General features: G+C 62.4%; 18 protein-coding genes. 14 read left to right on the plus strand and 4 right to left on the minus strand.

Annotated elements, in window-relative coordinates; translation table 11 throughout:
• The first annotated feature begins 2 nt into the window (after positions 1-2).
• The 7 genes from BLS74_RS17825 (at position 3) to BLS74_RS17855 (ending at position 7,488) form a co-directional block, all read left to right on the plus strand.
• On the plus strand, positions 3-1,310 hold the full coding sequence (locus BLS74_RS17825; RefSeq protein ID WP_093108468.1) for a glycosyltransferase family 2 protein: 1,308 nt from the start codon (positions 3-5) through the stop codon (positions 1,308-1,310).
• A 14-nt stretch (positions 1,311-1,324) separates the two neighbouring features.
• A complete protein-coding gene (rfbC, locus tag BLS74_RS17830) occupies positions 1,325-1,879 on the plus strand; it encodes a dTDP-4-dehydrorhamnose 3,5-epimerase (protein WP_093108504.1) in 555 nt (184 codons plus the stop codon).
• The gene (locus BLS74_RS17835; RefSeq protein ID WP_093108469.1) at positions 1,880-3,106 is read left to right on the plus strand and encodes a class I SAM-dependent methyltransferase; all 1,227 of its coding nucleotides are present in this window, start codon (positions 1,880-1,882) and stop codon (positions 3,104-3,106) included.
• Entirely contained in the window at positions 3,103-3,945 is an 843-nt protein-coding gene (locus BLS74_RS17840; protein ID WP_093108470.1) for an NAD-dependent epimerase/dehydratase family protein, read from the plus strand. Before BLS74_RS17835 ends, BLS74_RS17840 begins: the two co-directional genes overlap by 4 nt.
• Positions 3,942-5,012, plus strand: coding sequence for a class I SAM-dependent methyltransferase (locus BLS74_RS17845; RefSeq protein ID WP_212733677.1), 1,071 nt, complete (start codon positions 3,942-3,944; stop codon positions 5,010-5,012). The genes BLS74_RS17840 and BLS74_RS17845 overlap by 4 nt, the downstream gene beginning before the upstream one ends.
• Entirely contained in the window at positions 5,002-5,739 is a 738-nt protein-coding gene (locus BLS74_RS17850; RefSeq protein WP_093108471.1) for a cephalosporin hydroxylase family protein, read from the plus strand. The genes BLS74_RS17845 and BLS74_RS17850 overlap by 11 nt, the downstream gene beginning before the upstream one ends.
• A 153-nt stretch (positions 5,740-5,892) precedes the next feature.
• Positions 5,893-7,488: a glycosyltransferase family 39 protein gene (locus tag BLS74_RS17855; RefSeq protein ID WP_139191708.1), complete on the plus strand. Its 1,596-nt coding sequence runs from the start codon at positions 5,893-5,895 to the stop codon at positions 7,486-7,488.
• A 159-nt stretch (positions 7,489-7,647) separates the two neighbouring features.
• On the opposite strand, the gene gmd is transcribed toward BLS74_RS17855, so the two are convergent.
• Positions 7,648-8,685 (minus strand): GDP-mannose 4,6-dehydratase, encoded by a 1,038-nt coding sequence (gmd, locus tag BLS74_RS17860; protein WP_093108473.1) that lies wholly within the window; start codon positions 8,683-8,685, stop codon positions 7,648-7,650.
• Positions 8,686-9,006: 321 nt separating this feature from the next.
• On the opposite strand from gmd, the gene BLS74_RS17865 reads away from it, so the two are divergent.
• From BLS74_RS17865 to BLS74_RS17885, 5 genes are all read left to right on the plus strand, one after another.
• Positions 9,007-12,102: an FkbM family methyltransferase gene (locus BLS74_RS17865; protein ID WP_093108474.1), complete on the plus strand. Its 3,096-nt coding sequence runs from the start codon at positions 9,007-9,009 to the stop codon at positions 12,100-12,102.
• 100 nt (positions 12,103-12,202) lie between these two features.
• The gene (locus BLS74_RS17870; RefSeq protein WP_170855634.1) at positions 12,203-14,602 is read left to right on the plus strand and encodes a glycosyltransferase; all 2,400 of its coding nucleotides are present in this window, start codon (positions 12,203-12,205) and stop codon (positions 14,600-14,602) included.
• Between the two features lie 64 nt (positions 14,603-14,666).
• Entirely contained in the window at positions 14,667-15,767 is a 1,101-nt protein-coding gene (locus BLS74_RS17875) for a glycosyltransferase (protein WP_093108476.1), read from the plus strand.
• Positions 15,768-15,821: 54 nt separating this feature from the next.
• Positions 15,822-16,778: a GDP-L-fucose synthase family protein gene (locus BLS74_RS17880; protein ID WP_093108477.1), complete on the plus strand. Its 957-nt coding sequence runs from the start codon at positions 15,822-15,824 to the stop codon at positions 16,776-16,778.
• The gene (locus BLS74_RS17885) at positions 16,771-18,915 is read left to right on the plus strand and encodes a glycosyltransferase family 4 protein (RefSeq protein ID WP_244503913.1); all 2,145 of its coding nucleotides are present in this window, start codon (positions 16,771-16,773) and stop codon (positions 18,913-18,915) included. The genes BLS74_RS17880 and BLS74_RS17885 overlap by 8 nt, the downstream gene beginning before the upstream one ends.
• On the opposite strand, the gene BLS74_RS17890 is transcribed toward BLS74_RS17885, so the two are convergent.
• Genes BLS74_RS17890 through BLS74_RS17900 form a run of 3 tightly spaced genes read right to left on the minus strand, consistent with a single transcriptional unit; the run spans position 18,887 to position 21,858 of the window.
• Positions 18,887-19,630, minus strand: coding sequence for an ABC transporter ATP-binding protein (locus BLS74_RS17890; protein WP_093108479.1), 744 nt, complete (start codon positions 19,628-19,630; stop codon positions 18,887-18,889). The genes BLS74_RS17885 and BLS74_RS17890 overlap by 29 nt on opposite strands.
• 6 nt (positions 19,631-19,636) lie before the next feature.
• Positions 19,637-20,440, minus strand: coding sequence for an ABC transporter permease (locus BLS74_RS17895; RefSeq protein ID WP_093108480.1), 804 nt, complete (start codon positions 20,438-20,440; stop codon positions 19,637-19,639).
• Positions 20,437-21,858 (minus strand): mannose-1-phosphate guanylyltransferase/mannose-6-phosphate isomerase, encoded by a 1,422-nt coding sequence (locus BLS74_RS17900; protein ID WP_093108481.1) that lies wholly within the window; start codon positions 21,856-21,858, stop codon positions 20,437-20,439. Before BLS74_RS17900 ends, BLS74_RS17895 begins: the two co-directional genes overlap by 4 nt.
• A 414-nt stretch (positions 21,859-22,272) precedes the next feature.
• Between BLS74_RS17900 and BLS74_RS17905 the strand changes: the two genes are divergently transcribed.
• Both BLS74_RS17905 and BLS74_RS17910 read left to right on the plus strand, forming a co-directional pair.
• A complete protein-coding gene (locus BLS74_RS17905; protein ID WP_244503921.1) occupies positions 22,273-23,970 on the plus strand; it encodes a glycosyltransferase family 2 protein in 1,698 nt (565 codons plus the stop codon).
• The gene (locus BLS74_RS17910) at positions 23,967-24,983 is read left to right on the plus strand and encodes a glycosyltransferase family 2 protein (RefSeq protein ID WP_244503914.1); all 1,017 of its coding nucleotides are present in this window, start codon (positions 23,967-23,969) and stop codon (positions 24,981-24,983) included. Before BLS74_RS17905 ends, BLS74_RS17910 begins: the two co-directional genes overlap by 4 nt.
• Positions 24,984-24,989: the final 6 nt, after the last annotated feature.

Below are 24,989 nucleotides of genomic sequence, written 5' to 3' on the forward strand. Positions count from 1 at the left end.
GCATGACTAGCCAAGCCGATCACACCATTATGGTTGTCATTCCGACCTTCAACCGGAGAGTGCAGCTGCAAACGGCGGTCGAGAGCGTGCTTCAGGAGCGTCGCGTGCCGATTGTCCTGCACATTTTCGACAACGCGTCGACAGACGAGACTGAAACATACGCCCGAGCACTTGCTGCGATGGACCCTCGTGTTTCGTACACGCGCAGGCCCGAAAACATCGGTGCCACCGGAAACTACTCGCAAGCGCTTGCCAGTGTTTCGACCGAGTATTTTGTGCCGCTGGCCGATGATGACTGGTTGCTGCCAGGGTTCTTGCACGACGCCCATCAAGTTCTGGAGCAGCAGCCTAAACTCGGCGCGGCGGTATTTGTGACCGAGGCGCGCAACGCGCAGGGAGTTCTCGCGACTACCTATCCAGCCGCTCTTGATCAGATCCGGTTTGGCGTGCTTCAGCCGCGCGAGCATCTGGATGACTGGTTGCGCTTCGGTCACTATGGATGGAGCTCCATTCTCTGGCGCACTCAAACGCTCGAATGCCTCGGGGCGCCATATCTGCATACCGGACTTCCGAGCGATGTGGACTTTCAAGTCCAGATCTTTTGCCGCTATCCGGTTTACCTGTGCAATCGACCGGGCGCGGTGTACTCCCTTCACGACAACCAGGCGAGCGGCGGCTTCGATGTCTCGCATATTCGCTCCTGGGCGCGATTGTTCAAGCGCCTGGATCGAGAGATCGAACGTCAGAAAATCCTTTCTCGCGACGAGTATTTGCCCCTCCGGGAAATCATGAAACAACGGTTACGAGCCGCCTGGATCGCCCCGGCAAGGTCCGACCTGTCTGCGGCACATCGAGTTGCCGCTGCATGTCTGGCGGGTTTCAGGCTGGGCGACTGGGAAACGGCTTTCTCGCTGATCCAAGGCGTTCAGGATGGGGCGGGCGCGATGCCTCTGGCGGTCGAGGGGACCGTCTTCCGGTTGCCGCAGATCGGGCGCAAGGGAGTTGCCCATCAAGCGGCATCCGCGGACAGCAGCACCGATCTGGTTGCTTCAGTTCTGCGCTGGATCAAACAGGCGACGCAGGCCATCGGTCGGTTGGAGCAGGACAACGTTCGCCTGCAGGCCGAAAAGGCCGAGCTTCAGATTGCTCTGTCCAGTGCCATCGAAAGGGAGGAACGCGCCAGGACGCTCGCAGAGCAGAATGATCGCAAGCGGATGGATGCCGAAACCGAGCTGGAATCGCTCGGCGCCCATCCATTGCTGAAAGCCATGAAGAAGCTTCGGCTTCTTCGATATTCGAAAGCGGCGTGAGCGTGCTGTCGCCAATGTCCAGGTTCACGGTCGCTGCGACGGCGCTGGATGGCCTCGTGTACATCCAGCGCCAAAGGCATGAGGACGCACGCGGCTTCTTCAGCCGCTTCTTCTGTGCCGACGAACTGGGCGCTGCCGGCTTTCGCCAGCCTATCTCCCAGATCAACCACACATTGACGCGCCGGCGCGGCTCCGTTCGCGGACTCCATTTTCAGCATCCGCCCCATGCCGAAGACAAGCTGGTCAGTTGCATCCGAGGCGAAGTATTCGACGTGGCGGTCGATCTGCGAAAGGGCTCCAGGACTTTTCTCCAGTGGCATGCAGAGCTTCTCAACGCCGACAACATGCGCAGCCTGCTGATTCCCAAGGGCTTCGCTCACGGGTTCCAGGCGCTCAGCGAAGATGCGGAGTTGATCTACTTGCATTCTGAGCCCTACGCCCCGGGTGCCGAGGGCGGATTGAATGCCCTTGACCCAGTGCTCGCCATCGCTTGGCCGCTCCCGTTCGCCGACCTCTCCGACCGTGATGCCAGGCACCCATATCTCACACCTGATTTCGGCGGTATCTAGATGAAATGTCGCCATTGCCATGCAGGGCTGAAACTGCAGTTCATGGACCTAGGCTCCTCTCCGCCTTCCAACGCTTACCTGAGCGCGGCGCAGCTCCCGGCGCCGGAGAAGTGGTATCCCTTGCGGGTGCTCACCTGCACGCAATGCTGGCTCGTGCAGACCGAGGACTGTGCGCACTACGCCGAGCTCTTCTCAGACGACTATGCCTATTTCAGTTCTTATTCGACGAGTTGGCTCGAGCACAGTCGGCGTTATGTCGAGGCAGCGACGCAGCGCTTTGCGCTTTCCTCGGCGTCGCGCGTCGTGGAGGTGGCTGCCAACGACGGATATTTGCTGCAGTACGTGCAGCAAGCAGGAATTCCGTGCACCGGTGTCGAACCGACGTCCAGCACGGCGCGCGCGGCGCGCGCCAAGGGCCTCGACATCGTTGAGGCCTTTTTCGGCGTGGCCCTGGCTGAGCAACTCGTCGCCGACGGAAAGGCCGCGGACCTGATCGTGGCCAATAACGTGCTGGCACATGTGCCGGACATCAACGACTTCGTAGCCGGTTTCGCCAGGCTGCTGAAACCGCATGGCATCGCCACGTTTGAGTTCCCACACCTGACGCAACTGGTGGCCAAGTGCCTGTTCGATACCATCTATCACGAGCATTTCTCCTACCTGTCGTTGACAGCGGTTCGCCGGATCTTCGAAGCCAATGGCCTCGGCCTCTTTGACGTGGAGGAGGTCGACACGCACGGTGGAAGCTTGCGGGTCTATGCGCAGCGGCGCGCAACGGGCGAACGCCCCGTCGAAGACGCAGTGGCGCGACTGCTGGAGGCTGAAATGGAGGCCGGTGTGAGCTCGGTCGCCTACTATGCAGGCTTTCAGAAGCGCGCGGACGACATCCGCGACGGCCTCATGGCGTTCCTGATCGAGGCGCGCCGTGCCGGCAAGCGCGTCGGTGCCTACGGCGCAGCAGCCAAGGGCAACACGCTGCTGAACTATGCCGGCGTGCGAACGGGCCTGTTGCCGTGGGTTGTCGATCGCAATCCCGCCAAGCAGGGGCAGTACATGCCCGGCAGCCGGATCCCGATCGTTGACGAAGAGCACCTGAAGCGCGAGCGCCCCGACTACGTGCTCATCCTGCCGTGGAATCTCAAGGCCGAGGTGCTGGACCAGCTTGCTTACATCCGGGACTGGGGCGGGAAGTTCGTGTGCGCGGTGCCGGAGATCGAAGTCCGATGAAGATCGCAATCACAGGCGCCAGCGGCTTCGTGGGGCGTCATGTCCTGCACGCGGCCGCACAACGCAAGGATGTCGAGGTGGTCGCCGTGTCTCGCCACGCGCCAGGCGCCTGGTTGCCGTCTGGCATGCGGCATGTCGCGCTCGATCTGGCCGCGCCGCCGCCTGATGTCTTTGCCGTGCTGGGACAGCCCGATGTGCTCATCCATCTGGCCTGGAGCGGACTCCCGAACTACCAGTCGCGCCATCACTACGAGACGCACCTCGCCGAGCAGTACCGGTTCCTCCAGCTGCTCGCAGCCGCGGGGCTTCCGTCCCTGCTGTGCGCCGGCACCTGCTTCGAATACGGCATGCGGTCGGGCGAACTGCATGAGTCGCTCCCACCCGACCCCCGTAACCCCTACGGCTTCGCCAAGGACGCGCTGCGCCGCGAGCTGGAGTTCCTTGCCGCCGACCTCGGCTTCAAGCTGAGCTGGGCGCGGCTGTTCTACATGTACGGAGAGGGGCAAGCCCCGGGCTCGCTGTACAGTCAGTTCATCGCCGCTGGCATCTCCGGCGCGGCCGAGTTTCCGATGTCCGGCGGAGAACAGCTGCGTGACTTCCTTCACGTGACCGACGTGGCACAGCGCCTCGTCCGCCTGGCGTGCGATGCGCCGGGCGCCGGAATCGTGAATGTCTGCTCCGGCCGGCCCACATCCGTGCGGGCCTTGGTCGAAGGCTGGCTGGAAGTCCATCGCTGGCCGATGAAGCTCGCGCTGGGACACTACCCGTATCCAGCTTACGAGCCCATGGCTTTCTGGGGCTCCAGCGCCAAGCTGACCCGACTCCTGGAGCCGACATGATGCAGAACGAGCTTCTGCGCATCGCCGGCCTGCCGGTTTTGCAGAACAGGGTGTATGCGAGCATGTCGTCGGCGAAGGCTTCGCCGAAGGGAGACATGGTTCTGATCCAGGACGAGGCTACGGGCCTGGTCTTCAACGCCGCCTTCGATGCCGGCCTGCTGAGCTACGACGCCGATTACCAGAACGAGCAGGCGTGCTCGCCGGTCTTCCGGCAGCACTTGGATGATGTGCTGTCCATCATCCGACGCCATTTCCGCACGCCATCCTTGATCGAGGTCGGTTGCGGCAAGGGCTACTTCCTCAATCACCTGCGCAGTGCTGGCTTCGAGGCGACTGGCATCGATCCCGCCTACGAAGGCGACAGCCCGCACGTCGTCAAGGCGCCGTTCTCGCCCGCCCTGGGCCTTTCCGCCGACGCGCTCGTGCTCAGACACGTGCTCGAGCACATCCAGGATCCGGTGCAGTTCCTCAATGCCATTGCGCATGCCAATGGAGGCCGGGGAAGCATCTACATCGAGGTCCCGTGCTTCGAGTGGATCTGCGCGCGGCGTGCCTGGTTCGACATCTTCTATGAGCACGTCAACTACTTCCGGGCATCGGATTTTCAACGCATATTCGGGCGCGTTCACGAACAAGGCCATGTCTTCGGCGGCCAGTACCTCTATGTCGTTGCCGACCTTGGCTCGCTGCGAGATCCCGCTGCAGTTCGGGCCGACCGCGCCGAACTGCCCTCGGATTTCCTGGCAGGTATCGAGCGAAGCAAGGCCCTTGCGCGCAGCACACCGGGCTCAAAGGCGATCTGGGGCTGCTCTTCCAAGGGGGTGATCTTTTCCCATCATCTGCAGCATGCGGGCATCGACTTCGATCTCGGCATCGACATCAATCCCGTCAAGCAGGACAGGTACATGGCCGGCACCGCGCTGAAAATCGTTTCGCCGGAAAACGCGCTGCAGATGCTGCCCGCCGGCTCGCTCGTGTTCGTAATGAATTCCAATTATTTCGACGAGATCGCGGCGCAGTCCCGCGGCCGGTTTCGTCTCGTGAAGGTAGACCAGAATGAACTTTGAAGCTGAAGTCGCAGCACGCATCGCAGCCAACGACACCAACGCGAAGTTGAAGACCGATGCGCAGGCTCTGATGGACTCGTCCATCCGGGCGGGCTATTCGTACAACTTTTCGTGGCTTGGCCGGCCAATCATCCAGTACCCGCAGGACATCGTCGCGATGCAGGAGATCATCTGGCGCGTGCAGCCTGACCTGATCATCGAGACCGGCATCGCGCACGGCGGCTCGTTGATATTTTCAGCCGCGATGCTGGAACTGAATGCGGCCTGCGGAGGGCCTGCCGATTCGGAGGTGCTCGGCATCGACATCGACATTCGCGCCCACAACCGCGCAGCGATCGAAGCGCATCCGATGTTCAAGCGGATCTCGATGATCGAGGGATCCAGCGTCGCCCCCGAGGTGATTGAGAAAGTCCGCCAACAAGCGCTTGGCAAACGCAGCGTGCTGGTCTGCCTCGACAGCAATCACACGCACGCTCACGTACTCGGCGAGCTCCAGGCATACGCACCGTTGGTGACGATCGGCAGCTACTGCGTGGTCTTCGACACCGTCGTCGAAGACCTGCCAGCCGAGCTTTTCCCGGATCGCCCATGGGGGCCGGGAGACAACCCGAAGACGGCCGTACGCGAGTTCATGGCTACTACTTCCAACTTCGTGATCGACCACACGATCGATCACAAGCTTTTGATTAGCGTGGCCCCCCATGGCTACCTCAAGCGGACAGGATAGATTGACTTCCGAGTTGATCAGCGAAGCGGTTGCCAGTTCAATGAAGATCAAGAACGCCATGCCAAAGACATTCACGTGCGATGCGACGACAAGGACATATCAAGCTTTTGCAGCGCCCGCGAGTGCCTTCAAATCGAGCGCTTGCATCGCCGCATGATCGAAAAATCGACGCGCCCGGCGGTCCTCTGGCTGCTCTCAATCGTCCTCGCAGCCCTTTTTGCCGCGTTTCAGATCCAGTCATCGCTGCACAGCGGCTCCTTGTCGCTGCCCGTGACGTACGACGACGTCGGTTATTTCAATGACGCCCTGGGCAGGCTCGATCTCTTGTACCGCAACGACGGCTGGACCTTTCTGAGGAGCTTCTGGATCAATCCTCCTCACGCTCCGCTGCAGACGGTCTTGGCGCTAGCGGGCTTTGGCCTTTTCGGCCCCAGACCCTGGGCGGCGGATGCCATGAATGCGCTTCCTGTATCTGTCGTTCTGTTTTTATTTCTCGGCTTTGCTCGCCGCTCTTTGCCTTTGGCGGTCGCGGCGGTGTTGGCAGTCGCATTGCTCGGATTTCCGCTTCTGGGCATGCTCGTTCTCGAGTTTCGTCCCGACATGTTGTGCGCACTGCTCACGGCCATCGGTGCACTCATCGTGGTTGCAGATTCACGTTGGAGAAAGGGCCAGCGAGCCGCTTTGGGGGCGACGATCGCTTTGTTCGTCGGCGCACTCCTGGCGAAACCAACCTTGGCTCCCGTGACGGTGGCGGTGTTTGGCGTAGCCGTCCTTGCCGTCATTGCCCTCCATTCAAGTTCGCGGGATGACACCAAACGGATCGCCTGGATCGCTGTCATGTGCGGCGGTCTCGGGGCGTTGATCGTTCTTCCCTACTATGTTGCGGTTCTGCCGCGGCTCATTGGCTACATCTCGTCCAACGCATTTGGAGCCAACGCCAACCTATGGCGCGCGAACATCCCCTGGTCGGAACACGTTCTCTACTACCTCAGCGGCTCCGGCGGCGAGGTCGCCATCAGCCTCGGCTGGCTTGCGCTGGGCTGTGCGACATTGATTTTGGCGTTGCCGATACTGATCCGAACTCGCCGAACCGCCTTGGCCATTTTCCTCGTTGCCTTGGCCGGGTATGCCAGCGTGACCATGCCAGCAATGAAGAGTCCGTTTCTTGGCGTGATCGTCTCTGCTTTCGTGCTTTGCATTCTTGCGGTCTTGATCGTGACGTTGCTGGATCGCTTGCCGCGACAGCTCTCGCTTGTGGCCGCCATCGCTCTTCTCGCATTTTCAATCCTGATGTGGCGCCCAGTCGCCCTGGCGCTGCGCAACGCTGCCACGCCCGCCAACGCAGCACAGGCCCAGCACCACTCGAGGATCTACGCACAGACGGCCGGCGCGATTGCATCAATACCAGATCTAGAGCGACGCCAGCTCTACTTCCCGGTCATCTCGCAGTATCTCAACCCCGACAATATCGAGTTCGCGTTGCGGCGCCGTGCACTCCCCGTGCCGGGGACGCCGCGCGTGTACCTGAACGGAGACATCTCTTATCACGAGGCTCTCCTTGCCAAGTCCGATTTGGTGGTGCTGTTCTCAGACGAAAGCACGTTGCCCATGCCTTGGCCCGCCAGCTCAGTCATTCGCAAGGAGATTGGCGCGGCGGTGGCTGCATCCAACTCGTTCGAACCCGTTGCAACCGTGGATGGTGGCCTCTTTCCGGGCAGGGTGATTGTTCTCAAGCGCAAAGGAACTTGAGGCTCAGGGCTGAGTAGTGATTCGCCGCAGCCTCGCCCCCTTCCCTGCACTGGCGAGGGGGGCGGGCCAGGGAGTCCTGCCCCGGGGTGAGCCGGCAACTCACGCGCTCACTTCCGCAGCACCTTCTCGCGCCCGTCGGCGCTGCCGCCTCGCCTCGTCCTAGAACGAACGCCCCTCAGCGTTGCGGCGAAGATCTGCTTCAACCATCATCTTGCAGAGTTGTTCAAGTGTGGTTTTGGGCTCCCATCCCAGCTTTTCCTTGGCCCGAGCGGGATTGCCGATCAACAGATCCACTTCTGCCGGCCTGTAGAACTTTGGATTCACGCGCACCAGCGTCTTGCCGGTCTTCACGTCGACGCCGACTTCGTTCTGCTCCTCGCCCTCGAAGCGCAGCTCATAGCCCGCCGCCTTGAAGGCCATGTCGACGAACTCGCGGACCGTCTCGGTCCGGTTGGTGGCAAGCACGAAGCTGTCGGGTTCCTTGGCCTGCAGCATCATCCACATGCCTTCGACATACTCCTTGGCAAAGCCCCAGTCGCGCTTGGCGCCTAGGTTGCCCAGTTCCAGCACGTCGGCCTTGCCGAGCTTGATCTTGGCCACCCCGTCGGTGATCTTGCGCGTGACGAACTCGCGGCCGCGCAGCGGGCTTTCATGGTTGAAGAGGATGCCGCTGCAGCCGAAGATGTCGTAGCTCTCGCGGTAGTTGATGGTCATCCAGTGCGCAAACAGCTTCGCCACGCCGTAGGGGCTGCGGGGGTAGAAGGGGGTCTCTTCCACTTGAGGAATGGCTTGCACCTTGCCGAACATCTCGGAGGTCGACGCCTGGTAGAAGCGGATCTTCGGATTGGTCAGGCGAATCGCTTCGAGCAGATGCAATGCGCCCATGCCCGTGATCTGGGCCGTGGCGTCGGGCTGGTTGAAGCTCACGCCCACGAAGCTCTGCGCGGCCAGGTTGTAGACCTCGTCGGGGGCTGCTTCCTTCATGAGCGTCATCGAACTGCCGAGATCCGTGAGGTCGTACTCGATCAGGTGCAGGTCGGGGTTGTCCTGGATGCCCAGTTCCTCGATACGCCAGAAGTTGACGGAACTGGTCCGGCGGTAGGTGCCATAGACGACGTAGCCCTTGCTGAGCAGCAGCTCCGCCAAGTAGGCGCCGTCCTGGCCGGTGATGCCTGTAACCACAGCACGTTTTTTCATCGGAACTCCTTGTAGATCTGGTCGATGGCTCAGAGCAGACCGCTTCAAGGCCGCACTCTGCGCAAAGCTGTCAATTTTGCCCGAAAGCGAAGGCGTGTCCGTGTGTTACTCAAGGACGCACTGCCTTGTCCTCTAGCACGCCTTTCGAGCTAACGCGGCACTTCGAACTCAAGCCCAGCCGTGCGATGCCCATAAAATGGTCAGCGCCCCTTCTCGCGTTGCCGATCGATCGACAACACATTCGCTCCGCCGCTGTACAACAATATTCTTGCGCGTGGCGTGGTCAAAACCTCCACTCACACGCAGCCTTCTGATCCAGCCATGCTCTTTGTGTCCTACGCCCAGAACTTTGAAGACGTGATGCTCTGGCGCGCGCTTAGCCACGTCGAACGAGGCTTCTACATCGATGTGGGGGCGCAGTCTGCGGATTTGGATTCGGTCACGCGCGCGTTCAGTGAAAGAGGTTGGCGCGGCATCAACATCGAGCCGCATCCTCTTTATTTTGCCCAGTTGTCGGAACGTCGTCCGCTCGACATCAATCTCTGCACCGCGGTTGGCGACCGTACTGGCGCTCTGACCATGAACTTTGTCGAGGTCACTGGACTGTCCACTGCCGACGATGGGATCGCGGCCGGTCATGCGGCCGCTGGCTATGTGTTGAACCGCGCGGAGGTAAGCCTTACCACGTTGGCTGCTCTGTGGAAGGAGCATGTCCCGCCCCAGCAAGCGGTTCATTTCCTCAAAGTGGATGTCGAAGGATTTGAAGCGGCTGTACTGGCGGGCAACGACTGGGCCTGCCATCGTCCCTGGATCGTGGTTGTAGAAGCCACGCTTCCAAACTCTCGAACAGAGAGCCATGCCGAATGGGAGGGCACACTCTTGAATGGCGGCTACGAGCACGTCTATTCAGACGGCCTGAATCGCTTCTACGTCGCCCAGGAGCATGCGGAGCTCGGCAACGCATTCAAGTATCCGCCGAACGTTTTTGATGGCTTCGTCACAGCAGATTTGGAGGCTTCCCGGCATCGACTGAGTATGGTCGAGGCGGAATTGTCAGAGATCCGAGCGCGCATCGCCTTCACCGAGACGACGTTGATCGAATCCCAACGACGCATCGAATTGGCAGAGGCGAGCGCGATCGAGGCGAGAACGCGCGAACGGCAAGCGCGGCTCCAGGGCAATGCCGAAGCGAGCGAACTTCGCGCATTGATTGTCGAGGCGAATCATCGAGCGGAGGAAGTGGCTCGGCACTACCGCGAGGTGCTGTCATCGAGCTCCTGGCGCATCACGGCGCCTTTGCGCAAGGTCGCCTCAGCGGTTCCGCGTTCAGTTTGGCGCCATGCGCGTCGCGCAGCAAAGGCCGCGTGGTGGATCGCCACCCCTTGGCGCCTTCCGGCGCGCCTGCGCTTTCTTCGCGAGCGAAACGGAGTGACCCTGCAGGCCGAAAGCGTCAAGAGGTCGGGCAATCCACCGATGCTCGACCTGACGACGGATCAAGGCTTGCTGCAGGCATGCGGACTCTCACGCGACGAGGTGCTGTGGCCCGTGCAGTCTGGGCAAGCCATTGTCGATACGTGGTCGGCAGCGCGGTTCTGCATCGACATGTTGCGGGCGCGGGCCGATGTGCGCACACGGTTTCCCAGGGCGCTGTCCGAGCCCGAAAGAAGTGGCTTTGCGCAGTGGCTGACCGACGATCACGGCAATCCACTGGATCTGTCGGAGCGCGCGAAAAAAGAGCTGCGGGAATTGCTGCATCAGGACGTCGCGGCACCCGCTCGACAGATGTTTCTGTTTCGTGCAGACGTCAGGGCCGGCTTGCCGCATGGGCTCACGCCGCCCGGCCAGGCCGAGTTGTTTCGCTGGTTCATGCGCGAGGGAAGAAGCGAGCGTGGCTTGAGGAGCGAGGAGATTCTGTGGTTGTTCATGCAAGCCGCTGAGAATCCTGCACTTGAGCTCGTGCGCGCATTCCTGTTCACGCCCGAATGGCAAAAGCTCTACCCGGACGGCCTAACGGTGTTCGGGCGCAGAGCTTTTTCAGAGTGGTTCGCTGCAAGCTACCAAGCGGCGCCTGCGAATTGGCTAGAGCCATCCACCTGGCCAGTAGACATTTCGGTATCGCGCCAGCTGCGCGAGGCGTACTACGCGCGTGAAGACTGGCAGAGACGGCAGCCGGGTGCATTTGACAGCGTCTCAACGGCCATGTCCTTGCTCGTCTGGCTGCAATCCGGCGAAGTTGCGTTGACGGAAGAGGCACAGGCCTGGTGCGCCGCGCTCGACGTCCGGAAGGTCGCCGAGGAACTGGCCTCGTTGGGCGTCAACATGATCGGCCATTTTTGCTGCCCATCGGGTGTGCGTGTGTCGGCGGAGGCGCTAGCCGAGGGCATGAAAGAACTGGGTATACAAACTTCGTTGCGCGATTTGAGAACGGACGTCAAGGACGAGCCGAATCACGTTCGCTTCCAGGGGCTCGAGGATTTCGATGCAACCATCATCCATACCCAGCCCGAGCCCTTTTTCAGCGAGGCGTACGCGCGCAGTGATCTTCAAGAGCGGTCGCCCAGAACCTATCGGATTGCGTTCTGGTATTGGGAGTTTGACTCCGTGCCGGAGAGCTGGATCGGGCATGCATCGGGCGTCGATGAAGTCTGGGCCGCCACAGAGTTCGTCGCAAAAGGTTTGCGCGAGCGGCTCTCTGTTCCGGTCAAGACCTTGTTTCCGGGGGTGCAGCTCGGCACCTACACGCGGCGGGATCGAAAATACTTCGGGATCCCGGACAACACCTTCACGTTCCTGTTCAACTTTCATATGAACAGCGTCATGGAGCGAAAAAATCCGCTCGGCCTGATTCGGGCCTTCAAGCAGGCTTTTCGGCCGGACGAGTCGGTATCACTGGTGGTGAAGACGATGTTCGGCCACCATCATCCGGCTCAGATGGATGCGTTGCTCAAGGCGGCAGCTGATTGCAACGTGCAAGTTATCGATCAGACGTATGACGCGGACGAGGTGCTATCGCTCACTGATGTTTGCGATGCTTACGTCTCGCTTCATCGGAGCGAAGGCCTCGGCCTCACGATGGCGGAGGCGATGCTGATGGGCAAGCCGGTGATAGCGACGAATTACTCCGGCAACGTCGATTTCATGAACGATTCCAACAGCTTGCTGGTCCCCTATGAGCTGGTCAAATTGGGCCGAGCATTACCTCCCTACGATGCCGATCTGATGTGGGCGGAGCCCTCGATCGAGCATGCAGCAGCTCTGATGCGCCGCGTCTTCGACGAACCCGCTTGGGCTCGCGAACTCGGCGCACGAGCCAAGGCCAGTGCGGAAGCGAGCCTGTCCGTGCATGTCGCTGGCAGGAAAGTTGCACAACGGCTGGCGGAAATCAAGGCGCAAAGGGTCACCGTGATCCAGGCCTGACAGGAGGCGTGCCTCTCAGCCAGCGACTCCGATCTTTGCTGACGTAGGCGTACGTCCTTGTCCTGCTACTGTTGTCGTTGAAACCAACTTGAATTTGATGATGAGTGAGCTGAACCCGCGCTTAGCGCTGGATATGTATGTGCTGGCGCAGGGTGTCAAAACCGGCGTGTATCGCGTCTGTGACGAGTTGTTTCCCTTGCTTGCTCGTTCACACAGATTCAGGCCCAGGCTTTTCTACCGCCCGGGGGATGAAGCGCGCGCGGCCGAATACGTTCTCGAAAAGCGCTTGCCTGCGCAGCAGCACGCTTCGTCCGACGCGGAGCCCTCCCAGGATGCCGACATTCTGTTGTCGCCATTCGGCGTTGCGCCCCGGAAGTGGCTGCTCGATCCGCGACTGCTGCACGCCCATATCGTCTACGACCTCATCGGCATCAATCGACCCGACTTCTTCTCGCCCGAGGCTGCGGCGGAGGTTCGCAACATTGTTGACAGTCTGGATGAGCACACCGTCATCTTCTCTATCTCGGAATTCACGAAAAAGGATCTGCTGGCCAGCAGGCCGGATCTGAGCCCGAGGCAGATCACGGTCATTCCTCTTGCAGCCGGTCCTTCCTTCGGGCCCTGCGACGACGCAAGCATGAAGAGCAGGGTGCGCGCAAAGTATGGAATTCCTCCGCAGGTTCCATTCGTTCTAAGCCTGGCCACTCTTGAGATACGCAAGAACCTCGACCAGGTAGTCAACGCCTTCGTGTTGTACCTGGAGCAGACTGAATCGAGCCCGATGCACCTCGTGCTCTCTGGTATGTCCGGCTGGAAGCTGGAGCAGTTGCAGAGTGCTCTGGCGGCGGCTGGGCGGTGGCGACATCGCATCGTTCTCACCGGCTTCGTCGAGGACGAGGATCTGTCGGCGCTCTACAGCGATGCATTGTGCTTCGTCTATTTGTCGCGGTACGAAGGCTTCGGCCTGCCGCCTCTGGAAGCGATGGCTTGCGGTACGCCCGTTGTGTGCGCTGACAACTCGTCGCTTCCCGAAGTCGTCGGCGAAGCGGGGCTGCTGCTGGATGCCGATGACGTGCAGGGCGTGGTGGACGCGATACGGAAGATCTCCGCGTCGGAGGAATTTCGGAGGGACCTTTCGCATGCAGGCGTCGAGAGGGCCCGGCTGTTCAGCTGGGAACGTTGTGCAGAGATCGTTGGTGAGACGCTTTGCTCTGCCTATGCTCGCCATTCCGAGCGGCCTGCAAATCGCCGACCACGCAAGCTGGCTCCGGGCACTCTGGCTGCGAAGTACGGTCGCCCCGATGGCATTGTCGAAGCCAACGTCCTCGACTATCAGAACGGCAGCCATGGTCCACGCTTCCCGCTGCACGAGAGCCAACGTCCTCAAGCATATGGCGCCGACTGGCCTTACTGGATCGACGCTCTGCCTGCCAAGAGTTCGAGACTGGAAGAAGGCGGTTTGCGAACGGAAGGACGCTTCAAGACGGGCACCGCCTCCATGCCTCTGGTGACATATGTCACCGTGGTCCGCAACAACACGGCGACCTTGTCACGCACGATCGAAAGCGTCCAGAACCAGACCTATCCGAATGTAGAGCATGTGGTGCTCGACGGTGCCTCTACGGATGGGACCCTCGACCTGATTCGACAGTACGCGGACAGGATCGACTACTACGCTTCGGAACCTGACAAGGGCCTTTATGACGCAGTGAACAAGGCCATACCGCTCGCAAGAGGTCAACTGATCTGCGTTCTCAATTCGGACGATTGGCTCCAACCGGACGCCGCTGAAATCGCTGTCCACCGGATGGGAGATTGCGATGGATCAGCGATCTTGTTGACGGCTGCAAATGTGGTGCAAGGAGGCGAGGTGGTTCAGGAGTGGTATCCAGCATTCGTGCACCCAGGCTGCTACTTCATGTGTGCCAACGACTGTCACAATGGCATCTATGCGACTCGGGCCGCCTACAAAAGCTCAGGCGCCTACGATGATTCGTACAAGATCGTCGCTGACTTCAAATGGATCATGACGTGCCTCGAGGCTGGCGTGACCTTTACTTACACGAGGGAAGTGTCGGTCAACTATTCGCTCGGCGGCACCTCCGGTGACGTACGCCAGCACAGCATGGAGTGCATGAGGGTGGTCGGCGAACGCTTTCCATTTCTGACGCCAACCGACATCTCCGGGCTCTATCATTGCTTCTTCCTGTTTGCCGGTGTGGCAAACCTGCCCGATCATCCGGCGAACCGCACCGAGTTCTTGCGAGATGTATTTGCAAGGCACTCGGCGAACCCCGATTTCCTTCATGCGCTCGGTTGGGCTTCCATCGAGAAGCTTCAGCATCCCGCCGACAACCAGCCCATCACACTTCCCCTGGTTGAAGCGCGCATTCCGCCGGTCAGCGCGTCCGCCAAAGAGGCCGTGAAGGCGGCGTTGGGAAAATATCCGGGCGCATACACGGTCGTTCAACGCCTGTACTCATCGATGCTGAAAAGATAACGCTGTGGCAAGAATTGCATACCTGGATCATTCGTTTCATCGAACAACCAAATCAACGGCTTTCTTGCCTGAGATCCTGAGCCGACACGGTCACAGTGTCGACTTCTTCTGGGATGATGCGTGGCGGGGCGGCACGCCGGTCGCATGGACGGACGTCCGGTCACATGACGTTGTGATTATGTTTCAGTCCTTCTGTTTGCCAGACCGTCAGCACTTTCGGGAATCGCATCCGAATGTCGTGTATGTCCCGATGCTTGATCAATTCGGCATCTGGCAAGGCCCCATCTTCAATTTGTCTGCGTTCTGGGAGCCGTTCCAGGGATCCAAGGTATTGAATTTCTCGAGCGCCGTGCACTGCATGACGACAGGCTTCGGCATCGTGAGCCACTTCGCTCGCTACTATCAGCCGGCCACGAGACTGTTGCCGCCGCCCCCGCAGGGTCTGCATGGCTTCTTCTGGCTGCGTCGTGAACTGCAACTCCCTTGGCGAGTGATCCGAAAGCTCATCGAAAACACGAAATTCGACAGCTTCCATATCCATCTCGCAACTGACCCGGGTACGCAACCACCTGAACTGCCTTCGGCTGATGACATCGCCAGACACAACATCACGACCTCTACATGGTTCGAGAACAAGGCCGACCTGAACGCGCTGATGGAACGCGCGAACGTCTACTTTGCACCTCGATTGGAGGAAGGGATTGGGCAGTCTTTTCTTGAGGCAATGTGCCGCGGGCAGTGCGTTGTTGCGCCCAATCAAGGAACCATGAACGAGTACATCGTGCCCGGCGTCAATGGATTGCTCTATGACAACCACAATCCGCAGCCGCTCGATTTTTCCGATGTGGCGAAGTTGGGGGCTCAGGCCAGAGCAGGCGCCTTGGCGGGTCGTGCTTCTTGGGAGAAGGCTGAGGAAGACCTCGTGCGCTTCATCCTTACGCCCAGCGAGGCACTTTACGTTGGCAAGTACCAGCATGCTTCTTGGGGCGCAGAGACTTCGACACAGCCTCATCCGACTCTTGCGCCCGTTGCGGCGCCAGTCCAGCCCCAGGCCCTTGCCCCTACCGGGTTGCGTCGCCTCGCCCAGCGCTACGCAGTTTTCAAGGCGACTCGGTTTATCTGGCATCCGATGATCAGGCTCGCCCGCCAGATCATGGGGCGCTGAGCGTGTGTCGCACAACTTTTTATCGTATTGACTGCGAAGCAATTGAGGTTCCAGATGAAAACAAAGAAAGTATTCGTCGCAGGCCATCGCGGCCTCGTCGGTTCGGCAACGCTGCAGGCATTGAAGGGGCAGCCGGGCTATCAGGTTCTCACGCGCACCCACGACGAGCTAGACCTCGAGGATCGCGATGCCACGCGTGAGTTTTTTCTGCAGCACCGTCCAGACCACGTCGTCATGTGCGCGGCCAAGGTGGGCGGAATCCTCGCGAACTCCAATTTCCCGGTCGACTTCCTGCACAACAACCTGCGCATCCAGCTCAACGTTTTCGATGCGGCCCACGAGGCCGGCATCGATCGCATGCTCTTCCTTGGCTCCTCGTGCATCTATCCGCGGGAATGCCCTCAGCCGATCAAGGAGGAGTACCTGCTGACCGGTCCGCTGGAGGCCACCAACCGCTCCTATGCGCTGGCCAAGATCGCGGGTGTGGAATCGTGCTGGGCCTTCAATCGGCAGTACGGCACGCGCTATCTCGCCGCCATGCCGACCAACATGTACGGCCCCGGCGACAACTACCACCCCGAGCATTCGCATGTGCTGCCGGCACTGATTCGCCGGTTTCACGAAGCCAAGATCAAAGCCGATCCCGCGGTGGTCGTCTGGGGCTCCGGCACGCCGCGCAGGGAGTTCATGTACTCGTCCGACCTCGGCGAGGCCATCCTGTTTCTACTTGACCTTCCCGACGAACGCTTCGCAGCGCTCACTTCCCCGGAAGTGACGCCCTTGATCAACATCGGCGTGGGCGAAGACGTGACCATCCGCGAGGTCGCCGAACTCATGAAGGCGACCGTGGGCTACGAGGGCGAACTCCAACTCGATGCCAGCAAGCCCGACGGCACGCCGCGCAAGCTGCTGGATGTGGGCCGGCTCTCCGCGCTTGGGTGGAAAGCCCGCACCCCGCTCGGCCTCGGCCTCAAGAATGCGTATCAGGATTTTCTCCAGCGCCATGTCTGAATACCTGCTGAGAGGTTATGCGAGGCGAGTCGCCAAAGGCGCCTGGTGGCTTGCCACGCCCTGGCTCATGCGCGAGCGGCTGGAGTTCCTGCGCCAGCGCGCGGCGGCGCAGGCGCGTGCGACCCTGTTCACGGCCTTGGTCGAAGCCGAGCGAAATCGGCTCGTGCTGCGCGAGCGCGGAATGCCGGTGCCGGCCGTTGCGCCGCTCGACCTGTTCGACGATGCCGCCGTGAGCGAGGCCGCCGGCCTGCCGCCAAGCGGCATTCTGTGGTCCGCCGTTTCGCCTCAAGGCGTGGCGGACCGCGGGTCGGCCACGCGGTTCCTGATCGACCTGTGGCGCAAGCGCGCCGATCTTCGGACCCGCTTTCCACTGGCGCTCGAAAGCGGGCACCACGGCGGGTTCGCGCAATGGTTGCAGAACGAAGGCGCTGCCGAGTTGCGCCTGGGCGATTCGGCCTTGCAGCTGGTGCTCGACGCGCTGGCTGCCGGCGTCGCCGATCCCGCACGGCAGGCGCTTCTCTCGAACAAGGTGCTGTGGCCCTTGTCGCCGCATGGCTTGACGCCGGCCGGCATGCCCGACCTCTTTCGATGGCTCATGCAATACGGTGGGAGCGAATCCGGCTTGCCGCAGGAGGCGCTCTGGTGGCTCTTCCTGCAGGCGGCCCAGAACCCCGCGCGTGAGCTCATGCTGGCCTACGCGTTCACGCCAGCATGGCAGGAACTGCATCCCGACGGTCTCACCGTCTTCGGCCGCGAAGCTTTCTGCGCCTGGTTCGCCGCCGAGTACGGCGCCTCGGGCCGCTGGGTGGATCCGTCGACCTGGCCGGACTGGGAAAGGCCGGCCTTGCAGATTCGAAACGGCTACTGGGCGCGCAGCACGTGGCGCGCCGCGCATCCCGACGCGCTGGCCGATGAAGAGCATGCGCGCGCGTTGCTGGCCTGGCTGTCGTCTCCGGCTGCAGGCTTGTCCGATGCGGCCCGCGCCTGGTGCGGGCGGCTCGATGCGGCATCGGTCGCTCGCGAGCTCGCGCAGCCGGGCGTCAACATGATCGGCCACTTCTGCTATGCGTCGGGTCTGCGCGTCTCGGCCGAGTCCATGGTCGAGGCCATGGGGCGCGTCGGGGTGTCTGCATCGTTGCGCGATGTGTGGACCGATGCCAAGGACGACCCTCACCATGTCGACTTCCGCGGCATGGAGTACTACGACGTCACTATCGTCCACACCCAGCCCGAGCCCTTCTTCGACGAGGCCTACCAGCGCACGCACCTGTTCGAACGCAGCCCCCGCAGCTACCGCATCGGCTACTGGTATTGGGAGTTCGATTCCATCCCCGATTCATGGGTGGGGCATGCCGAGAAGGTCGACGAGGTCTGGGCCGCCACTGAGTTCGTGGCCCGCGGGCTGCGAGATCGCCTCGCCATTCCGGTCCGCACGCTGTTCCCGGGCGTCAAGCTGGCGCCCTATGAGCGGCGGAGCAAGTCCTACTTCGGGCTGAGCAAGGAGCCGTTCACCTTCCTGTTCACCTTCCACATGATGAGCGTGATGGAGCGCAAGAACCCGCTCGGCCTGATCCGCGCCTTCAGCACGGCGTTCGGCGCCGACGAGAACGTGCGCCTGGTCCTGAAGACCTCCTTCGGCGAGCGCCATCCGGTGCAGCTGCAGGAACTGCGCGACGCCGCCGCCGGCGCCAACATCACGGTCATCGACCAAGTCTACAGCCCCGACGAGGTGCTTTCCCTCATGGACGCCTGCGATGCCTACGTGTCGCTCCACCGCAGCGAAGGCCTGGGCCTGACGATGGCCGAGGCGATGCTCATGGGCAAGCCGGTGATCGCCACCAACTTCTCCGGCAATGTGGATTTCATGGACGAGAGCAACAGCCTGCTCGTGCCCTACAAGCTGGTGAAGCTCGGCAAGCCGATTCCGCCCTACGACGCCAAGCTCGAATGGGCCGAACCCTCCGTCGAGCATGCGGCGCAGCTCATGCGCCGCGTCTACGAAAACCAGCAATGGGCGCGCGAGGTCGGCGCGCGAGGCAAGGCAAGCGCCGAAGCCAACCTGTCGCTGGATGCTGCAGGCCGAAGAATCGCCGCCCGCCTCGAGGAGATCAAAGCGCTGCGGCGCGCTGCGCGCTGATCTCTTCGGTCTTCGCGACCTCCACGATCCGCCCGTGCTCCAGGTGGATCACCCGGTTGCATTCCTTGGCGATCAGGTCGGGCGAATGCGAGGCCAGCACCAGGATGCCGGACTTGGACACCACGTCCTTCATCCGCTGCTCGGCCTTCTCGGTGAACTCCGCGTCGCCGACGGACAGCCACTCGTCCATCAGCAGGATGTCGGCCTGGACGCTGGTCGAGATCGAGAAGGCCAGCCGCATCAGCATCCCGGTGGAATAGGTGCGCACCGGCATGTTGACGTATTCGCCCAGTCCGCTGAATTCGCAGATCTCGGGCGTGAGCGCATCGATCTGTTTCTTGCTCATGCCCATCACGAGCCCACGCAGCATGATGTTCTCGATGCCCGTCGCATCGTGCTCGATGCCCAATGCCGGGTCGATCAGGCTGGAGACGGTGCCCTGGCGGATGAACTCGCCCGAAGACGGCTCGTAGACGCCGGCGAGCGCGCGCAGCAGTGTCGACTTGCCCGCACCGTTGTGGCCGACGAGGCCGAGGCGGTCGCCGCTCTTCAACTCGAGGTTGATGTTGCTCAGCGCCTGCACCACGTTGACGCCGGTTTCCTTGCCGAAGCGGCCGCCGGTCACGGATGCCGCGAGCGTCTTCTTCAGCGAGGCCGCTCCGGCCCCGTAGATCGGGAAGTTGACCGAGACGTTCTTGAGGGAAATGAAAGCCATGGTTCCTTACAGCCAGTAGACGACGCGGCGGCGGTACTTCGCGAAGAGCAGGCTCGAAGCGATCAAGCTCAGCGCCGTCCACAAGAGAATCCCCCACCAGTTGTGGGCGCCCGAGATGCCGCCCATCAGTGGCGCACGCAGCAAGTCGAGCATTTGCGCGAACGGGTTCCACAGGATGTACTGGGCACGACCAGGCAGGCTTTCGGGCAGCCAGAAAACGGGCGTCAGGAACATCAGCATCTGCATCACGCTGGTGACGATCTGGGTCACGTCGCGAAAGCGCGTGCAGACGAGGCCGAGCACCATGCCGAGCGCCTGGGCGTTGATCAGCGTCAGGAAGAAGGCAGGCACGAAGAGCAGCGCAGACCACGACAGCGAGATACCGGCCCACAGGGCCACCGGCACGTAGAGCACGATATGGTGGGAAAACTGGATGAGGTTGCGCGCCATGCTCCGCCAGACGAAGAGGCTGATCGGGAAGTAGCCCTGTTTGAGATAGTTGCTCGATCCGATGAAGGCATTGCAGGCATCGGTCACCATGCTGGAGAAAAAGCTCCAGAAGATGATGCCAAGCGCCAGATGCGGGAAGAACTTCGACAGCTCGGTGCCGAACAGCGAGCTGTACAGCGGGCCCATGCCGCCGATCATGGCGCCCATGCTGAGGGTCAGCCACAAGGGCCCCAGCATCGAGCGCCGGTAGCGCAGCACGATGTCGAACCAGGCCAGCGTCCACCAGATGTCGGTGCGGCGGGTGCCTTCCCACCAATCGGCCCAAGCGTTGCGATGAAGGTTGGAGTGCGCCTGGCTCATACGCGTCCGTAGGTGTCCACCAGGCGCACGATGTCGTCTTCGCCGAGGTAGCTACCGCACTGGACTTCGATGAGAACCAGTTCATCCTGTCCGATATTCGTCAAACGATGCTTCTCCTTGAGCGGGATGTAGCGGTACTCGCCGGGCAAGGTCTTGTGCTCCACATCGCCGATCTGGACGATCGCCGTGCCCTGGACGACCACCCAGTGCTCCGCGCGCTGGTGGTGGTACTGCAGCGAAAGCGCCTCGCCCGGTTTCACCGTGATGCGCTTGACCTTGTAGCCGTCTTCTTCCTTGAGCGAGGCGTAGGTGCCCCAGGGGCGGTGGACGACGGCGGGCAGATTCACGGTTTCGTGCTTGCGCGCCTTGAGGATGTCGACCACCTTCTTGACCTGCTGCGCGCTGTCCTTGTGGGCCACCAGCAGCGCATCGGGCGTGTCGACGATCACCAGGTCGCGCAGGCCCAGGGCCGCCACGATCTTGGGACCATGGCTCTCGACCTGGATGTGGGTGCCCGTGGTGTCCACGGCCACCACGTGATCGTCGGGAAAAGTGTTGCCGCTGGCATCCGCCGGCTGCGCCTTGGCGACGGCGGGCCAGGAGCCCACGTCGCTCCAGGCGAACCGGGCCGGCACCACGCGCACGTTGTCGGCGTGTTCCATCACCGCGTAGTCGATGCTGATGTCGGGCTGCAGGCCGAAGGCGTGCAGGTCGAAGCTGATCGCCTCGCCCTTGGTCTGCGCCGTGTCCAGCGCATGGCGCGCCGCCTTCAGCACTTCCGGCGCATGCAGCTCCATCGCCGAGACGATCGCGGCCGCGGTGAAGCAGAACATGCCGCTGTTCCAGTAGTAGCGGGCGGTCGCCAGGTATTCCTGCGCGGTGGCGAGGTCCGGCTTCTCGACGAAGCGCTTGACCGGCTGGCTGTCGCGCGAGACGCGCTCGACTTCCACATAGCCGAAGCCGGTCTCCGGCGCGGTCGGCGAAATGCCGAACAGCACCAGCGCACCTTCCTGGGCCAGCCGGAACGCCTCGCTCGCGCTGGCGACGAAAGCTTCAACGTCTGGCACCAGATGATCGGCCGAGAGCACCAGCATCACGGTGTCGCCGCTGAACTGGCGCTCGCACTGCAAGGCCGCCAGAGCGATGGCGGGCGCCGTATTGCGGCCCTTGGGTTCGAGCAGGAAGGTGGCCGTGGGCGGATCGCTCATCTGGCGCAGTACATCCTTGGTCAGGAACTGGTGGTCCTTGTTGGTCACCACCATCAGATCGCCCGTGCCGCAGGCCTGCCCTCTTTCGATGGCCTGCTGGAGCAGGGTCGAGTCGCCGAGCTTCATGAAGGGCTTCGGGAAGGCTTGTCGCGATGCGGGCCACAGACGGGAGCCTGCGCCTCCCGAGAGCACAACAGAAAGCAAGCGCATTTTTTGGACGGGATGTGAAGAAGGGGATAATTTTACCGGTCCCGCTACAGGGAACACCCGATGATCGGCCACCACCCCCGGCACCCATGCCCGCAATTCTCTTGATCTCACTCGATGCACAGTAAGCCGACGCTGCCGGCAGCGTCATCGCCGCACGTGCGGCCGCAGCCCGATGGCCGCCCGGACGGCGCCCAGTTCCGCCGCCGCATCAGCACTCTCGAATCGCAGAACAAGGCCCTCCTGGCGCAGGCGAATGCCATGCGGCAGTCGACCAGCTGGCGCGTGACCGCCCCCCTGCGGCGATTCGTCGAGCGCGCGCGGCGCGCCGTGCACGTCCTGCATGCCCTGCGGGGCCCCAGGCCGGGTGGCAGCTACACCGAATGGATCGCGGCCTACGACACGCCGGGGCGCGGCATGCGCGCGGCCCTGTCGAGCGCGATCGCCGATTGGCCCTCGCGGCCACTGGTGTCGGTGCTCATGCCGAGCTACAACGGCCATCCGGCCTGGCTTCGCCAGGCGATCGAATCGGTGCGCGCGCAGATCTACCCGGCCTGGGAGCTCTGCATTGCCGACGATGCCTCCACCAGCGAAGAGGTCCGTTCCCTGCTCCAGCGGTATGCACGCAGCGATCCGAGGATCAAGGTGGAATTCCGCACGCGCAACGGCCACATCTCGGCCGCGTCCAACACCGCGCTGGCGCTGTGCTCGGGCGAATGGATCGTCCTGCTCGACCACGACGACCTGCTGTCGCCGCATGCCTTGTATTGCATGGCGCGCGAGATCGTCGAGCATCCCGATGCGCGCATGATCTACTCGGATGAGGACGTGATCGACGCTGCCGGGCGACGCAGTAGCCCCTATTTCAAGCCTGACTGGAACCTGGACCTCTTCCGTTCGCACAACCTGCTGTCCCATCTCGGTGCCTACCAGAAACGGCTGGTCGAGGAGGTAGGCGGATTTCGCGAAGGCTTCGAAGGCTCGCAGGACTATGACCTGGCGCTGCGATGCATGGAGCGCGTGGAGAGCGCGCAGATACGGCACGTGCCGCGCGTGCTCTACCACTGGCGCGCGCACGAACAGAGCACAGCGCAGTCATCCGATGCCAAGCCCTATGCAAAGCTCGCTGCCGAGCGGGCGTTGAACGAGCATTTCCAGCGCGTGGGCGTGAGGGCCGCCGCGGAAGCAGTCCCAGAGGGCTACTGCGTGCGTTATGCGCTGCCTGAGTCGCCGCCCCTGGTGTCGCTGATCATTCCGACCCGCAATGCCGCGACGCTGGTGCGGCAATGCGTCGAGAGCATCGTCGACAAGACCGCCTACCCGCACTACGAGATCCTGCTGGTGGACAACGGGTCGGATGACCCCGAGGCGCTGGCCTACTTCGCAAGCCTGGACGCACAACCGGGCTTCACCGTGATCCGCGACGATCGGCCTTTCAACTATTCGGCGCTGAACAACCTCGCCGTCGCCCGCGCGCGGGGCGAACTCGTGGCCCTGGTCAACAACGACATCGAGGTCGTCTCGCCCGAGTGGCTGGGCGAGATGGTTTCCCTGGCGCTGCAGCCCGGTGTCGGCGCGGTAGGCGCGAAACTGCTGTTCCCTGATCAATCGGTGCAGCATGCCGGCGTGTTGCTCGGGGTCGGCGGCATCGCGGGCCATGCCCACAAGCACTTGGAGGACTGGCAGCCCGGGCACGGCGGCCGCGCCCGGCTGATCCAGTCCTTCTCGGCCGTGACGGCCGCCTGCCTGGTGGTACGCAAGAGCCTCTACGAGCAGCTTGGCGGCCTCGACGTCAACCTGGGCGTGGCTTTCAACGACGTCGACTTTTGCCTGCGCCTGCGCCAGGCCGGCTATCGCAACGTCTGGACGCCGTACGCCGAACTGCTGCACCACGAGTCGGCCACGCGCGGCGCCGACGTCGAGGCCGAGGCGCGCGAGCGGCTGGACAAAGAGGCGGCCTACATGCGGCAGCGCTGGGGCGACATGCTGGCGGCGGACCCCGCCTACAACCCCAATCTCACGCTCGACAACGAGACCTTCGGCCTGGCCTGGCCGCCGCGCGTTGCCCCGCTCGACACCCCGCTTCGCATCCACACCCCGGAGGCCCGGCCGTGAACGCGATCGAGATCGCCGCGCCCGCGCTCCGGGTCTCCGTCGCGCTGTGCACCCACAACGGTGCACGTTTCCTGCGCGAGCAGGTGCGCAGCATCTGCCTGCAGGTCCCGCCGCCGGCCGAGATCGTGCTCTCCGATGATGCATCTCGTGACGATTCCGTCGCCGTGGTGCGCGCGGCCGTCGAGGAGTGCCAGCGCGAGCACCCGGGGCTCGAGGTGCCGATGCGCGTGCTGCAGAACGCCGTAGCCTTGCGCGTCACGAAGAATTTCGAGCAGGCCATCGCAGCCTGCACCGGTGAACTGATCGCGCTCTCCGACCAGGACGATGTGTGGCTGCCGGGAAGGCTCGCGCGCATGGTGTCGGAATTCGAGGCCCGGCCCGGGCTGCTCCTGCTGCACACGGATGCGCGCCTGGTGGGCGCCAACCGCGAAGACCTGGGCCAGACGCTCTTCCACGCGCTGGAGGTGCAGCCCTTCGAAGCCGAGCGCATCCATGGCGGGCGGGCCTTCGATGTCTTCCTTCGCCGCAATCTGGTGACCGGCGCAACCACCGTCTTCCGCCGTTCCCTGCTCGCTCAGGCGATGCCCTTGCCGTCCGAATGGGTGCACGACGAATGGCTGGGCATCATCGCCGCGGCCACCGGGCAGGTCGACATGCTCGAGCAGCCCTGGATCGAGTACCGCCAGCACGAAGCCAACCAGATCGGCGCGCGCCGCGATTCGTTCGCCGGCAAGGTCCGCAAGGCACTGGCTTCCAGGGGGCGCATTCACGTCGAACGCGCCATCAAGGCCGAGATCCTGCTGGCGAGGCTGCTCGAATTCGGCGACCGCGTGGCGCCCGAAACCATCGAGAAGGTGCGCGGCAAGGTGACCCACCAGCGCTTTCGGGCGGCGTTGCCGGCGTCGCGCATCGCGCGTTGCCTGCCGGTGCTGCGCGAAGCCATGACCGGCCGCTACGAGAAGTTCGGCCGCGGCGTGCGCGGCGTGGTGCGCGACCTGTTTGAATCCGTGTAGACAATG

The sequence above is a fragment of the Variovorax sp. CF079 genome, from assembly GCF_900101545.1.
Classification (GTDB): domain Bacteria; phylum Pseudomonadota; class Gammaproteobacteria; order Burkholderiales; family Burkholderiaceae_C; genus Variovorax.